The sequence below is a fragment of the Pseudomonas sp. OV546 genome (assembly GCF_900116845.1).
GTDB classification, from domain to species: Bacteria; Pseudomonadota; Gammaproteobacteria; order Pseudomonadales; family Pseudomonadaceae; genus Aquipseudomonas; species Aquipseudomonas petroselini.
This window is the reverse complement of the sequence record NZ_FPCE01000008.1, coordinates 112,553-126,795: the sequence shown is the minus strand read 5'-3', so window position 1 is coordinate 126,795 and position 14,243 is coordinate 112,553. Positions and strand designations below refer to the sequence as shown.

Annotated in this window: 14 protein-coding genes; 5 read left to right on the top strand and 9 right to left on the bottom strand. The window is 61.5% G+C overall.

Annotated elements, in window-relative coordinates:
• Nucleotides 1-17 precede the first annotated feature (17 nt).
• Both BM403_RS19300 and BM403_RS19295 read right to left on the bottom strand, forming a co-directional pair.
• Nucleotides 18-779 carry a YdcF family protein gene (locus BM403_RS19300; protein ID WP_093544224.1) on the bottom strand — a complete coding sequence of 254 codons (762 nt, stop codon included), beginning with the start codon at nucleotides 777-779 and terminating at the stop codon, nucleotides 18-20.
• 98 nt (nucleotides 780-877) lie between these two features.
• Complete coding sequence (locus BM403_RS19295; protein WP_043205955.1) at nucleotides 878-1,195, bottom strand: hypothetical protein; 318 nt, start codon at nucleotides 1,193-1,195, stop codon at nucleotides 878-880.
• 262 nt (nucleotides 1,196-1,457) lie between these two features.
• On the opposite strand from BM403_RS19295, the gene leuS reads away from it, so the two are divergent.
• The 5 genes from leuS to BM403_RS19270 all read left to right on the top strand — a co-directional run bounded on the left by leuS (nucleotide 1,458) and on the right by BM403_RS19270 (nucleotide 7,604).
• Nucleotides 1,458-4,064, top strand: coding sequence for a leucine--tRNA ligase (leuS, locus tag BM403_RS19290; protein WP_093544222.1), 2,607 nt, complete (start codon nucleotides 1,458-1,460; stop codon nucleotides 4,062-4,064).
• Nucleotides 4,065-4,152: 88 nt separating this feature from the next.
• Nucleotides 4,153-4,758: an LPS-assembly lipoprotein LptE gene (gene lptE / locus BM403_RS19285; protein ID WP_015886055.1), complete on the top strand. Its 606-nt coding sequence runs from the start codon at nucleotides 4,153-4,155 to the stop codon at nucleotides 4,756-4,758.
• Between the two features lie 39 nt (nucleotides 4,759-4,797).
• The gene (gene holA / locus BM403_RS19280; protein ID WP_064052972.1) at nucleotides 4,798-5,835 is read left to right on the top strand and encodes a DNA polymerase III subunit delta; all 1,038 of its coding nucleotides are present in this window, start codon (nucleotides 4,798-4,800) and stop codon (nucleotides 5,833-5,835) included.
• A 217-nt stretch (nucleotides 5,836-6,052) separates the two neighbouring features.
• Nucleotides 6,053-6,217, top strand: a complete 165-nt coding sequence (arfA, locus tag BM403_RS19275) for an alternative ribosome rescue factor ArfA (RefSeq protein ID WP_003176285.1) — start codon at nucleotides 6,053-6,055, stop codon at nucleotides 6,215-6,217.
• A gap of 61 nt (nucleotides 6,218-6,278) precedes the next feature.
• The gene (locus BM403_RS19270; RefSeq protein WP_015886057.1) at nucleotides 6,279-7,604 is read left to right on the top strand and encodes a lytic murein transglycosylase; all 1,326 of its coding nucleotides are present in this window, start codon (nucleotides 6,279-6,281) and stop codon (nucleotides 7,602-7,604) included.
• A gap of 131 nt (nucleotides 7,605-7,735) precedes the next feature.
• Here BM403_RS19270 and BM403_RS19265 read toward each other — a convergent pair whose 3' ends face one another.
• From BM403_RS19265 to mltB, 7 genes are all read right to left on the bottom strand, one after another.
• Nucleotides 7,736-8,656 (bottom strand): S66 peptidase family protein, encoded by a 921-nt coding sequence (locus tag BM403_RS19265; protein WP_064052191.1) that lies wholly within the window; start codon nucleotides 8,654-8,656, stop codon nucleotides 7,736-7,738.
• A gap of 182 nt (nucleotides 8,657-8,838) precedes the next feature.
• Entirely contained in the window at nucleotides 8,839-9,840 is a 1,002-nt protein-coding gene (gene lipA, locus BM403_RS19260) for a lipoyl synthase (protein ID WP_057444888.1), read from the bottom strand.
• A 26-nt stretch (nucleotides 9,841-9,866) separates the two neighbouring features.
• The gene (gene lipB / locus BM403_RS19255; protein ID WP_015886060.1) at nucleotides 9,867-10,514 is read right to left on the bottom strand and encodes a lipoyl(octanoyl) transferase LipB; all 648 of its coding nucleotides are present in this window, start codon (nucleotides 10,512-10,514) and stop codon (nucleotides 9,867-9,869) included.
• The gene (locus tag BM403_RS19250) at nucleotides 10,514-10,789 is read right to left on the bottom strand and encodes a DUF493 domain-containing protein (RefSeq protein ID WP_015886061.1); all 276 of its coding nucleotides are present in this window, start codon (nucleotides 10,787-10,789) and stop codon (nucleotides 10,514-10,516) included. The genes lipB and BM403_RS19250 overlap by 1 nt, the downstream gene beginning before the upstream one ends.
• Before the next feature lie 84 nt (nucleotides 10,790-10,873).
• A complete protein-coding gene (locus BM403_RS19245; RefSeq protein WP_015886062.1) occupies nucleotides 10,874-12,031 on the bottom strand; it encodes a D-alanyl-D-alanine carboxypeptidase family protein in 1,158 nt (385 codons plus the stop codon).
• Nucleotides 12,032-12,211: 180 nt separating this feature from the next.
• A complete protein-coding gene (locus BM403_RS19240; RefSeq protein WP_015886063.1) occupies nucleotides 12,212-13,216 on the bottom strand; it encodes a septal ring lytic transglycosylase RlpA family protein in 1,005 nt (334 codons plus the stop codon).
• Nucleotides 13,216-14,226 (bottom strand): lytic murein transglycosylase B, encoded by a 1,011-nt coding sequence (mltB, locus tag BM403_RS19235; RefSeq protein WP_093544220.1) that lies wholly within the window; start codon nucleotides 14,224-14,226, stop codon nucleotides 13,216-13,218. Before mltB ends, BM403_RS19240 begins: the two co-directional genes overlap by 1 nt.
• Nucleotides 14,227-14,243 lie beyond the last annotated feature (17 nt).

Here is a 14,243-nt window from a genome sequence, read left to right as displayed (position 1 = left end):
CATTTGGATTTGCGGTGTTATCGGTAAAACAACCGGTAGCCTATCTGCCCCACTGCTTCATTGATCAACTGCCCGCTCTGCCACACCGACTTGAACTCCGGCATCCACCCGCCCAGCGGCCTGGCGTTGTCCACGCCCAGGAAACCCACGGGTGCCGGCACCACGGTAAAGCCGGCCTTCTCAAAGCTCCACACCGAACGCGGCATATGCCAGGCCTGAGTAACGACCACCACGCGCTTGATACCCTCGGGCAGCAGGATCTCGGCGCTCATCTGCGCATTTTCCCAGGTCGTACGGCTGCGCTCTTCTTTCCAGCGCACCGTCACGCCAAAGTCATCCTGCATCGACACCGCCATCAACGCCGCCTCACTGGGCGGCGTGCCGTAATGCAGGCCACCGGTAGTCAGCACCGGCAGCCCGGACGCCTTGGCCAATCGTGCGGCATAACGCTGGCGCTCCAGGCCGATACCCGTGGGCTGGTCGGTGCCCCAGGCCGGATCACCGCGTTCACGCCCCGAGCCCAAGACCACGATGGCATCGGCGCGCTGGGCCAGGGTCGACCAGTCATCACGGGCCAACGGCGGCTCGCTTTCCAGCGCCCGTGCGCCCCACTCCACCGCCACCGGCAGGCTGATCAGCCACATGCCCCCCAAACCCAGGGCGAAGCAGCCAGCCGCCAAGCGCGGGCGGCTGCGACGAAACCACCAGGCAAGCGCCAGCAGCAGCAAGAAAATGCCGGGCGGCAGCAGCAGTTGTTTGATGAAATAACGAATAGGCATCGGGCATCTCCATAGATGCCCGAAGCCTAAGGTGTAACGGGGTTTAGCGACAATCTTTACAGTGAAATGGCGGTGATGCCGTTCAGGGGGGCAGTGAATTACTTGTAGCGGGCGGACCGGAGCTTTTCCGGGCCACGACCGGCCGACAAGTCCTTGAGCCACACCACCTTGGCTGAATGCGTAGGCTCCTTGATGGGCGGGGTTGCCACCCAGGGAGGCGCGCTGCGCCCATTGCGTTCCAGATAAGCCTTGATCAGTTCCAGCTCCGCACGGCTCAAGCCACGCAGTTCCAACTCAACAGGCCGTTCATCACGCAATCGGCCCGCCGTCCTCGCTGCATCCAATGCACGACCCAATCGGTCGATCAGTCCTTCGTAGATATCCGGTTTCGATACGATTCGCTGCGATTCAACCATCCCCTCACCTCATTGAAGATATGACTCACTCCCCAATAAACAGCGTAGCCCCCGTGGCTGTACCTGCCTGGCGCCGCGACAGACGGCCCTGCCTGCGCAATCAGGGTTTCCCTCGATAGAGTGGGGTCATGTATGCTACGGCGCTTCCTGTAACTCCACTTCCCGCAGGGTTTGGGCACGGACGCGCCGCTTTTTGGTGTCGATCAACCCAAGCCATGCACCGAAGAGGATTAGGCCACCCCTATTCAGTTCAAAAGTAGCCATGCACGAACACTACCAGCCCCGTGAAATAGAAAATGCCGCCCAATCCTTCTGGGACGAGCAGAAGTCCTTTGAAGTCAGTGAACAGCCAGGCAAGGAGACATTCTATTGCCTATCGATGTTCCCTTACCCCAGCGGCAAGCTGCACATGGGGCACGTGCGCAACTACACCATCGGTGACGTGATTTCGCGCTACCAGCGCATGCAAGGCAAGAACGTCCTGCAACCCATGGGTTGGGATGCCTTCGGCATGCCGGCGGAAAACGCCGCGATGAAAAACAACGTGGCCCCCGCCAAGTGGACCTACGAAAACATCGCCTACATGAAGAACCAGCTGCGCAGCCTGGGCCTGGCGGTGGATTGGTCACGCGAAGTGACCACCTGCAAGCCGGACTACTACCGCTGGGAACAATGGCTGTTCACTCGCCTGTTCGAAAAAGGCGTTATTTACAAAAAAAGCGGCACCGTGAACTGGGACCCAATCGACCAGACCGTCCTGGCCAACGAGCAAGTGATCGACGGGCGCGGCTGGCGTTCCGGCGCGCTGATCGAAAAGCGCGAAATCCCGATGTACTACTTCAAGATCACCGCCTACGCGGATGAACTCTTGTCGAGCCTCGACGATCTGCCGGGCTGGCCCGAACAGGTCAAGACCATGCAACGCAACTGGATCGGCAAGTCCAAGGGCATGGAAGTGCAGTTCCCGTACAACGTCGACTCGATCGGCGAAGCGGGCGCACTCAAAGTCTTCACCACCCGTCCGGATACCCTGATGGGCGCGACCTACGTCGCCGTGGCCGCCGAACACCCGCTGGCCACCCAGGCCGCCCAGAACAACCCTGAGCTGCAAGCGTTCATCGCCGAATGCAAAGGCGGCAGCGTGGCCGAAGCCGACGTCGCCACCCAGGAGAAAAAAGGCCTGCCGACCGGGCTGTTCGTCGAGCACCCACTCACCGGTGAAAAGCTGCCGGTCTGGGTCGCCAACTACGTGCTGATGCACTATGGCGATGGCGCAGTCATGGCTGTGCCGGCCCACGACGAGCGCGATTTCGAGTTCGCCACTAAGTACAGCCTGCCGATCAAATCCGTGGTGCGCACCAGCTCGGGCGACACCAACCCGGCCCCGTGGCAAGACGCCTACGGCGAGCACGGTGAGCTGATCAACTCCGGCGAGTTTAACGGCCTGGACTTCCAGGGCGCCTTCGACGCCATCGAAGTCGCACTGATCAAGAAAAACCTCGGTGCCTCGCGCACCCAGTTCCGCCTGCGCGACTGGGGCATCAGCCGCCAGCGCTACTGGGGCTGCCCGATCCCGATCATCCACTGCGAAAGCTGTGGCGACGTGCCAGTACCGGAAGACCAATTGCCGGTCGTCCTGCCGGAAGACGTGGTGCCGGACGGCGCTGGCTCGCCACTGGCACGCATGCCCGAGTTCTACGAATGCAGCTGCCCGAAATGCGGCCAGCCTGCCAAGCGTGAAACCGACACCATGGACACCTTCGTCGAGTCCTCGTGGTACTACGCCCGCTACGCCTCGCCGCACTATGAAGGTGGCCTGGTGGAAAAATCCGCGGCCGACCATTGGTTGCCGGTGGACCAGTACATTGGCGGTATCGAACACGCCATCCTTCACCTGCTGTACGCGCGTTTCTTCCACAAGCTGATGCGTGACGAAGGCCTGGTGAGTTCCAATGAGCCGTTCAAGAACCTGCTGACCCAGGGCATGGTAGTCGCCGAGACTTACTATCGCCGTGAAGCCAATGGTGCGTACACCTGGTTCAACCCGGCCGACGTCGAGCTCGAGCGCGACAGCAAAGCCAAGGTCATCAGCGCCAAACTGATCGCCGACGGCCTGCCGGTGGAAATCGGCGGCACCGAGAAGATGGCCAAGTCGAAGAACAACGGCGTCGACCCACAGTCGATGATCGATCAGTTCGGCGCCGACACCTGCCGCCTGTTCATGATGTTCGCCTCGCCGCCCGACATGAGCGCCGAATGGTCCGACTCCGGCGTCGAAGGCTCGCACCGCTTCCTCAAGCGCGTCTGGCGCCTGGCGCACGCCCACATCAGCCAGGGCCTGCCAGGCAAACTGGACGTGGCCGCATTGAGCGACGAGCAGAAACTCATTCGCCGCAGCATCCACCTGGCCATCAAGCAAGCCAGCCAGGACGTGGGCCAGAACCACAAATTCAACACCGCCATCGCCCAAGTGATGACGCTGATGAACGTGCTGGAAAAAGCGCCACAAGCCACTGAACAGGATCGTGCGCTGGTGCAGGAAGGCCTGGAAACGGTCACCCTGCTGCTGGCCCCGATCACGCCGCACATCAGCCACGACCTGTGGAACCGTCTGGGCCACAGCGACGCCGTCATTGATGCGCGCTGGCCGGTGCAGGATGACAGCGCCCTGGTACAGGACACGCTGCAACTGGTGATCCAGGTCAACGGCAAACTGCGCGGCCAGATCGATATGCCGGCCACCGCCAGCCGCGAAGACGTCGAGGCGGCTGCCCGCGTCAACGAAAACGTGCTGCGCTTTACCGAAGGCCTGACGATCCGCAAAGTGATCGTCGTGCCTGGCAAACTGGTCAATATCGTCGCTAGCTAATCGGATCGGGCGCGGGGCTTGAGCCCTGCGCCGAACAAAGCCTTCAGGGCCTCGATAAGGCCCACATGGTTTCAAGGGGAGCAACAAAATGATCAAACGCAATTTGCTGGTGATGGGCCTTGCCGTGCTGTTGAGCGCTTGCGGCTTCCAGCTGCGCGGCACCGGCACCACTGACCTGACGATCAAGGAATTGGACGTCAGCGCCCGCGACGCCTACAGCCAGACAGTCACGCAGCTGCGTCAGGTCCTGGAAAACAGCGGCGTTCACGTCTACACCGGCGCGACCTACAAGTTGTTCCTGGCCAATGAAAAAGAAACCCAGCGCAACCTGAGCTACGCCAGCGCCGGGCGTGCGTCCGATATCGAACTGAGCACCCAGCTCAACTTTGAAATCCAGGGCCGCGACCACCTGCCCTTGATGGCTGACAACATCCAAGTGCAGAAAATCGTCAGCCACGACGGCAACAACCTCGTGGGTTCGGATTCCGAAATCATCCAGGTGCGCAAGGAAATGCGTCGTGAGCTGGTACAGCGCATGGTCCTGCGCCTGTCGATGATCACCCCGGAACAACTCGAGACCTTGCAGCAACGCGCTGACGACAAGGCCAAGGCGGATGCCGACGCACTGAAAGCCGCGCAAGAGTATGAAAACAACACGCCGAAACAATCGCCTGTTGAAGTACCTGTCGAGTAAGCCAGACGGGGCGCTTCAAACGCCCCGTTCGCCCTGCCTATGAAACTCGCCCCCGCCCAACTCGCCAAACACCTGCAAGGTGGCCTCGCGCCTGTCTACATCGTCAGCGGTGATGACCCGCTGCTGTGCCAGGAAGCCGCCGACGCGATTCGCACCGCCGCGCGCCAGCAAGGTTTCGATGAACGCCAGGTATTCAGCGCCGACGCCAGTTTCGACTGGGGCACGTTGCTGCAAGCTGGCGCGAGCATGTCGCTGTTTGCCGAAAAACGCCTGCTGGAACTGCGTTTGCCGTCGGGCAAGCCGGGTGACAAGGGCGCGGCCGCCTTCATTGAATACTGCTCACGGCCTGCCGAAGACACGGTCTTGCTGATCAGCCTGCCCAAGCTTGACGGCAGCGCGCAGAAAACCAAATGGGGCAAGGCCCTGGTGGAAGGGGCGCAAACCCAGTTCATCCAGATATGGCCAGTGGACAGCAACCAGTTGCCGCAGTGGATTCGCCAACGCCTGTCTCAGTCAGGGCTGTCGGCCACCCAGGACGCAGTGGAACTGATCGCCGCCCGAGTCGAAGGCAACTTGCTTGCCGCCGCCCAGGAAATCGAAAAGCTCAAGCTGATGGCCGAAGACGGGCAGATTACCGTCGAGACCGTCCAAGGCGCCGTCGCGGATAGCGCACGCTTTGATGTGTTCGGACTGGTGGACGCGATCCTCAATGGCGAACCCGCCCACGCCCTGCGCATGCTGGAAGGCCTGCGCGGTGAAGGCGTCGAGCCACCGGTGATTCTCTGGGCCCTGGCCCGGGAGTTGCGGGTGCTGGCCAACATCGCCCTGCAATACAGCCAGGGCACGCCGCTGGACAAAGCCTTCAGCCAGGCCAAGCCGCCGGTGTGGGACAAGCGCAAACCCTTGATGAGCAAAGCCCTGCAACGGCATTCGGCGCAACGCTGGGCGCAGCTTTTGCTTGAGGCGCAACGCATTGATGCGCAGATCAAGGGCCAAGCGGCCGGTTCGCCGTGGATGAGCCTGAGCCGTTTGTCGCTGTTGATGGCCGGCCAGCGCCTGACACTTCCCGCCGAATAACCCCTCTCTCAAATCACTGAAAATCCACTGTGGGAAGGGGCTTGCCCCCGATAGCGGTGTATCAGTCAAAGATGTATTACTGACACTCCCTCATCGGGGGCAAGCCCCCTCCCACATTTTGATTGCATTTACATTTTCACAAATGTGCTGGGCTTTACAGGCAAGCAACTTCGGCAGATGATTCGCACCGTTTCCCCCCTCCAAGAGAGAAGTAACCATGAGCAAAAAGCCATCCAAGCATGGCCCCAACAAGGCCAAATCCATCATCGCCCAGCCACTGTTCCGCAGCCGTCAGGAACGCGCCGGCAAGGGCAAAGGCAGCTACCGCCGCGAAGCCTTCCAGTCTAATAGCTGGGAGGCTTCTTACTTTCTGGCTGCCTGAAGGCAAGCGCCCCTCTGGCATGATAAGGTCTGCACCTGATTTGTAATCCCTGGACCTGTGCATGCCCTCTAGTCTTTCCCGTCGTTGGCACCTGCGCCAACTGATCGCTGCCTCCAGCCTCATTCTGCTTGTCGCCTGCGCCGAGAAACCCACCGCCGCCGACGCTCAACCGCTGCCCAAGCTCCAGACCGCACCCGTGGTAGCGCCCGCTGTCGTGGCCCCGCTGGCTGTGGATAACCTCGATATCCAACCGACCCAGACCTTTGCCGAATGGCAGGCGGCCTTTCGTGTGCAAGCCCTGCAGGCCGGCATCACCGCCGCCGTGTTCGACAATGCCTTCGCCAACGTCACCCCTGACATGGCGGTGATCCGCGCCGACCGCAGCCAGCCGGAATTTTCCCGCCCGGTATGGGAATACCTCGACGGCGCCCTGTCTCCCGTGCGCGTGCGTAATGGCCAGGCATTGCTGATCAAGTACGCCGACATCCTGCAAAGCATCGAGCAACGTTATGGCGTCGACCGCCAGGCGCTGGTGTCGGTGTGGGGCATGGAAAGCAATTTCGGCCAGTTCCAGGGCAATAACTCGGTGATCCGCTCCCTGGCGACCCTGGCCTACGAAGGCCGTCGCCCCGCGTTTGCACAAGCGCAGTTGCTGGCAGCGCTGCAGATCATCCAGCACGGCGATATCCAGGCCGACCAGATGAAAGGCTCCTGGGCCGGGGCCATGGGCCAGACGCAATTTATCCCCACCACCTACAACACCCACGCCGTGGACTTCGATGGCGACGGTCGCCGCGATATCTGGAACAGCCCGGCCGATGCCCTCGCCTCCACCGCGCACTACCTGCAAAGCTCCGGCTGGCAGAAAGGCCAGCCGTGGGGCATGGAAGTGAAACAGCTGCCGACGAACTTCGATTACGCCCTGGCCGATGGCGGCACCCGCAAGACGGTGGCTGAATGGCTGAAGCTGGGCATCCAGCTGCCGCCAGGCGCCAGCATGCCGCCCAACGTAGACCAACTGTCCGCCGCCTTGCTGTTGCCGGCGGGTTATCGTGGCCCGGCGTTCCTGGTGCTGGATAACTTCCGCGCAATCCTCAAGTACAACAACTCGTCGTCCTACGCACTGGCGGTGGGACTGCTGTCGGAGCGTTTCGGTGGCGGGGGTGTGATTCGCGGCGATTGGCCGAAGGATGAGCTGCCACTGAGCCGCTCACAGCGTATCGACTTGCAGACGGCGCTGAGTGCCAACGGCTATGACGCAGGCAACCCGGACGGGATTATCGGCGCCAATACGCGCAAGGCAATTCGTGCGGCGCAGCAAGCGCTGGGCTGGCCGGCGGATGGGTATCCGACGGTGAAGTTGCTCGAGTCACTGCAAAACCGCTAGATCTGCTTAGGGCGACTAATGCTATCGGGAGCAAGCCCCCTCCCACATTTGGGCCGCGTACATCCTTTGGAGTGCGGTCAAATGTGGGAGGGGGCTTGCTCCCGATAGCGTTTTTGCAGACGACAACACCTTCAGGCTCTGACCACCACATCCTGCTCCAACACCACCCGCTGCTCCCCCGCATCCAACCTCACCAACGCGCCCATCGGCAACGTCAGGTTCGGATCACAATGCCCACTGCGCCAGCCTGACAATACCGGAATGCATAACGGCGCAAAGGTCTGCTTGAGCAGCCGCTCCAGCGCAGCCTTGTCCACACCCGCCACATCCCCCACCAGCACACCCGCAACGTGTGCCAGCTTGCCCGCCAGACGCAGATGCGTCAGCAGCCGGTCGATGCGGTAGATCGGCTCGTTGACGTCTTCAATAAACAGGATGATGCCTCCTGCGTCGATTTCGTAAGGCGTGCCCATGACCGCCGCGATCATCGACAGGTTGCCACCCAGCAAGCGCCCGCAGGCGATGCCAGGCTCGATCGTGGTCAACGGGTAGGCCACCGGGTGCACCAACTCGCTGCCGGCGCCCAACTGACCGCGCAACAGGCTGAACAGTGACGACTCCGTGGGGGGTTGCTTGTCGCCCAACAGATCGGCATTGAGCATCGGGCCGTGGAAGGTCACGAAGCCCGCGTAACGGCTGATTGCCAGGTGCAGCGCGGTGATGTCGCTATAACCTACGAATGGCTTGGGGTTGGCGCGCAGCAGGTCAAAGTCCAAGCTATCGAGCAGACGCGGGGTGCCGTAGCCGCCGCGCAGACAGAAGATGGCATCGATTTCAGGGTCGGCGAAGGCGGCATGCAGGTCACGCAGGCGCACGGCATCGCTGCCAGCAAGGTAGCCGTCGCGTTCATAGACGCCGGGGAAGATTCGCAGGTCGTAGCCACGGGTACGCATCCATTGGCCGGCCTTTTCAACGTCCAGCGTGGCGGGGCCAGCGGGGGCGATCAAGGCGATGGTGCCTTCGGCACGCAATGCAGGTACGGCAGCAGTCATCCGCAGTTCTTCCTGAAATAACGCCAAACAAAATGTGGGAGGGGGGCGAGTTTACTTAAGATTAGATGGGGCTGCTTCGCAGCCCAGCGCGGGGCAAGCCCGCTCACCACAGCAAGCCCTCTCACCACAGCGAGCCCGCTCACCACAGCAAGCCCCCTCTCACATTGAGGCAGCGGTGCGGCTTACGAAACCAGGCTCGCCTTGACCAGCTTGGCCTGCTCGTCCGCATGGTACGAGGAACGTACCAGCGGGCCCGACGCGACGTTCTTGAAGCCCATCTTGTAACCTTCCTCGGCGAACCAGGCGAAGGTGTCCGGGTGCACGAAACGCTGCACCGGCAAGTGACTGCGCGACGGTTGCAGGTACTGGCCCAGGGTCAGCATGTCAATGTCGTGTTCGCGCATGCGCTTCATGACTTCGATCACTTCTTCGTCGGTCTCGCCAAGGCCCAGCATCAGGCCGGATTTGGTCGGAATGTGCGGCATCATCTGCTTGAATTTCTGCAGCAGGGTCAGCGACCACTGGTAGTCCGAACCCGGGCGCGCTGCCTTGTACAGGCGTGGCACGGTTTCCAGGTTGTGGTTGAACACATCCGGCGGCTCGGCGGCGGTGATTTCCAGCGCTACGTCCATACGGCCACGGTAGTCCGGCACCAGGGTTTCAAGCATCACGTTCGGCGACAGCTTGCGGATTTCGCGGATGCAGTCGGCAAAGTGCTGGGCACCGCCGTCACGCAGGTCGTCGCGGTCGACGGAGGTGATCACCACGTACTTGAGTTTCAGGTCGGCGATGGCGATAGCCAGGCTTTCCGGCTCGTTGACGTCCAGTGGCTTCGGACGGCCGTGGCCGACGTCGCAGAACGGGCAACGACGGGTGCAGATGTCACCCATGATCATGAAGGTGGCGGTGCCGCCGGAGAAGCATTCGCCCAGGTTCGGGCAGGAGGCTTCTTCGCACACGCTGTGCAGCTTGTGTTTGCGCAGCAGCGCCTTGATACGGTCGACTTCCGGCGAAACCGGGATGCGCACGCGGATCCAGTCAGGCTTCTTCGGCAGTTCGGTGGTCGGAATGATCTTCACCGGGATGCGTGCAACCTTCTCGGCGCCACGCAGCTTGACGCCGGCTTCCACCTTGGCACGCGGGGCCGGGGCCGGACGCTCGGTGATGTCCAGCGTCGGGATCATGGTTTGCACTGCATCAGTAGTCATAATCAGTCGATTCCGCCCGTAAGGGTCGTCTGCTCAGCATAGTCGAGGTGTTTGACGAGCTGCGCACGCAGCCGGGCACTAACCTCGGCAAATTTAATCGGTGTGGCGTGGTCACTCAGTTGCGTCATCGCCAACCCGGCATAGCCACACGGGTTGATCCGCCGGAACGGTGCCAGGTCCATGTCCACATTCAGCGCCAGGCCATGAAAGGAACAACCGTGGCGAATGCGCAGCCCCAGGGAAGCGATTTTCGCGCCGTCCACGTACACACCGGGCGCATCGGGCTTGGCCGCGGCGGTCACGCCGTAACTGGCCAACAACTCGATGAGGCAAGCCTCCATGCGGCTCACCAGGTCACGCACGCCAAACCCAAGCTTGCGCACGTCCAGCAGCAGGTAAGCCACCAGTTGACCGGGCCCATGGTAAGTCACTTGACCCCCTCGGTCGACCTGCACCACCGGAATATCACCCGGCAGCAACAGATGCTCGGCCTTGCCGGCCTGGCCCTGGGTGAAGACCGGCGGGTGTTCCACCAGCCAGATTTCATCTTCCGCCGACGTGCCGCGTTCATTCGTGAACCGCTGCATGGCGTGCCAGACGGGCTCATAGTCCATCCGGCCGAGCTCGCGAAAGCCCAGGACGTGAGACATCACAACACCATGTGCACGAAGCCGGTGGCCCGCAGTTCGCTGTTGATGTTGTAGAGCTGGTCTTGATCAGTCGCAACGATGTGCAACTGAATCGTGGTGTATTTGCCGGTAGAGCTGGAGCGCTCATCCACGCGCTGATCGTTGATCGTCGCGTGTTTACGCACGATCTCGAGGATCAGGTCTTTACGGCCGACACCGGTATCGCTGATCACCTTGATGGGATAGTCCACCACCGGGAATTCGATCTTTGGCGCCTTTACTTCTTTATCGGTCATGGCGTAACGGCCTCGTAAGCGTAAGCCGTGGCGACGGGCAAAGCCCCGTGTCGGATCAACACGGGGCTTTGCAGGTGCACACTATCAGTTGAACAAGCTGTAGAAGAATAGACGGATGCTATCCCAGACGCGGCGGAAGATACCACCTTCGTCGACGGCGTCCAGTGCGATCAGGTCGGCACTGTGAACCACTTTGTCGTCCAGCTTCACTTCAACCTTGCCGATCACATCACCCTTGGCGATTGGGGCAACCAACTGCGGGTTCATGGTCATGCTGGCTGCGAGCTTTTTCAGCTGGCCTTTAGGCATGGTCAGGGTCAGGTCTTCAGCCAGGCCAGCTTTGACTTGGGAGGTAGCGCCTTTCCACACTGGCGCGGTCGCCAGCTCAGCACCCTTCTGATAGAAGGTCTGGGTTTCGAAGAAACGGAAACCGTAAGTCAGCAGTTTTTGCGTCTCGGCCGCACGGGCCTGCTCGCTGTTAGTACCGAAGACCACGGCGATCAGACGTTGGCCGTCACGTACAGCGGACGACACCATGCAGTAGCCGGCTTCGTCGGTGTGGCCGGTTTTCAGGCCATCGACGGTCTTGTCGCGCCATAGCAACAGGTTGCGGTTAGGCTGCTTGATGTTGTTCCAGAAGAATTCCTTCTGGGAGTAGATCGCGTAGTGCACCGGATCGACGCGGATGATCGCGCGCGCCAGGATCGCCATGTCGTGAGCCGACGAGTAGTGCTCCGGGTTCGGCAGACCGGTCGGGTTCATGAAGTGGCTGTTGGTCATGCCCAGGTCGGCCACGGTTTTGTTCATCATGTCGGCGAACGCGTCTTCGCTGCCGGCGATGTGCTCGGCCAGGGCGACGCTGGCGTCGTTACCGGACTGGATGATGATGCCGTGCAGCAGGTCGCTCACAGTGACCTGCGAACCCACCTTGATGAACATCCGCGAACCGCCGGTACGCCAGGCGTTTTCGCTGACGGTGACCGGGTCGTTCTCGCCGATCTGGCCGCGACGGATTTCCAGGGTCGCGATGTAGGCCGTCATCAGTTTGGTCAGGCTGGCCGGCGGCAGGCGCTGGTCACCGTTGCTCTCGACCAGCACGTTGCCACTGGCAGCGTCCATGAGGACCCAGGACTTGGCAGCCAGTTGCGGTGAAGCCGGCACCATTTCAACCGCCCAGGCGGCCGGGGTGATGATCAGCGAGATAAGCAGGCACGTGCGTTTGGCTAAGGTGGTGATGTTCATCCGTCTCTCGAAATTGCTTATGGAAACTTGCCCTCGCGGGCAAAACTTATTCAGACAGCCCGCTTCCAGACTGTCACGTGTTCGGTTGCCCGCTCACCCCTTGCCCCCGGGTTTTTATTGTTCAACGAGCCAACAACCTGGGCCCAGGCCCGCGCACGGGCTTGAACCATCAATCTTTTATTATTCGGCAGTGACCACGCTGGGTTGCCCCAGGTTGGCCATGCGCACGCTGTTCTGTACTTGGGCGACTTCGCTCGGCGAGCCTATCGGGCCCATCCGCACACGGTGCAACGTCTGTTGATTACGCACGATGGAGCTGATGAAGACCGGTGCGTTGACCATACCGCTGAGCTTGGACCTTAACAGTTCTGCCGCATCCGGGTTGGCGAAAGCGCCGACCTGCAGGTATTGCCCGCCAGCCATCGAAGCGCCCGGCGCGGCATGGGGTACGACCACCGTGTCAGGCGCATGCTGTGCCGGTGGCGGCGTCCACTGCTCGATCTTGCCGGTTGAGGCGGTCACTTGCGGCTGCTGGGTTTGCGGTTCGTTAAGCATCAACGGCGCCGGTTTGCCGCGCTGGGCCCAATACTGCGCGGGGTCGATACCTTCGACCTTGACGCGCGCGGTACCGGTTTCGGCGTAACCGAGTTTCTTCGCGGCGGCGTAGGACAAGTCGATGATGCGGTCCGAATAGAACGGCCCACGGTCGTTGACGCGCAGGATCACCGTGCGGTTGTTGTCCAGGTTGGTCACCCGTACATAGCTGGGCAGCGGCAAGGTCTTGTGGGCCGCGCTCATGCCGTACAGGTCATACACTTCGCCGTTGGCGGTGTTCTGGCCATGAAACTTGGTGCCGTACCAGGATGCCGTACCCGACTGGACGTAAGTCTTGGAGTCCTGCAACGGGAAGTAGCTCTTACCCAGCACGGTATAGGGGTTGGCCTTGTACGGGCCGGTGTGCAGGGTTGGCGTGGCATCCGGGATCTTCGACACGTCGACGTCCCACCACGGCGCGCCGTCTTTGTGTGCGCGGTTGATGTCCAGGCCCGGCTGGGCACGGACGACTGCGCCGCCGGACTTTTGCGCCGGCGCGCGGCTGTTGGTGGTGGAACAACTGACGACCAGCAAGGACAACGCGGCGAACGCCACCAGCTTGAGCGGTTGTTTGAACGGCGATGCCCGCATTACTTGTTGCCCCGTGCTTGGACCAGCATGTCTGACAGCTGATGCACGGCCATGGCGTACATCACACTGCGGTTATAACGCGTGATTGCGTAAAAATTCTTCAGGCCCATCCAGTATTCCGGGCCGTTTTCGCCGTCGAGGCGGAACGCGGTCACTGGCATATCATCAGGCAGCGCATTCTGACTCGACCAGCCCAACGCCCGCAACTCCCCGACCGTCTTGGCCGGCTCGATGCCCTGGGTAAGCCCTTCATCGGCGCGATCGCCGGAGACATCGGCGCGAATCACCACCGGTTCGCCGCCGACCCAGCCGTGGCGCTTGAAGTAGCTGGCCACGCTGCCGATGGCGTCGTCGGGATTGCTCCAGATATTGATGTGCCCGTCACCGTCAAAGTCCACGGCATAGGCGCGAAAGCTGCTCGGCATGAACTGCGGCAAGCCCATCGCACCGGCGTAGGACCCTTTGAGGGTCAGTGGGTCGACCTGTTCTTCGCGGGCCAGCAGCAGGAATTCGCGCAGCTCCTTGCGGAAGAAGTCGGCGCGGGGCGGGTAATCGAAGCCCAGGGTCGACAAAGCGTCGATCACCCGGTAACTGCCGGTATTGCGCCCATAAAAGGTTTCAATGCCGATGATCGCAACGATCACCTGGGCCGGCACACCGTATTCCTGTTCGGCGCGCGCCAATACCGCTTCGTGCTGGCGCCAGAAGTCAACGCCACGCGCCACGCGGGCGTCGGTCAGGAACATCGGACGGTATTCCTTCCACTGCTTCACACGTTCGGCAGGGCGGGAAATGGCATCAAGGATCGCCTGCTTTTTCTGGGCTTCGCGGAACACGCCCATCAGCTGTTCACCGGCAAAACCATAGTCGCGGGTCATTTCACCGACGAACTCGGCGACCTGGGGTGAACCATCGTAGTCACCGGCCTGCGCCTCTTGCGTTGCGCCCAGCAGCCCAATCAGGCCCATCCAGGACGCATGCCGAGTCGCCCAGCCGCGCATTACTTGCATTGACATCTTCACCTTAT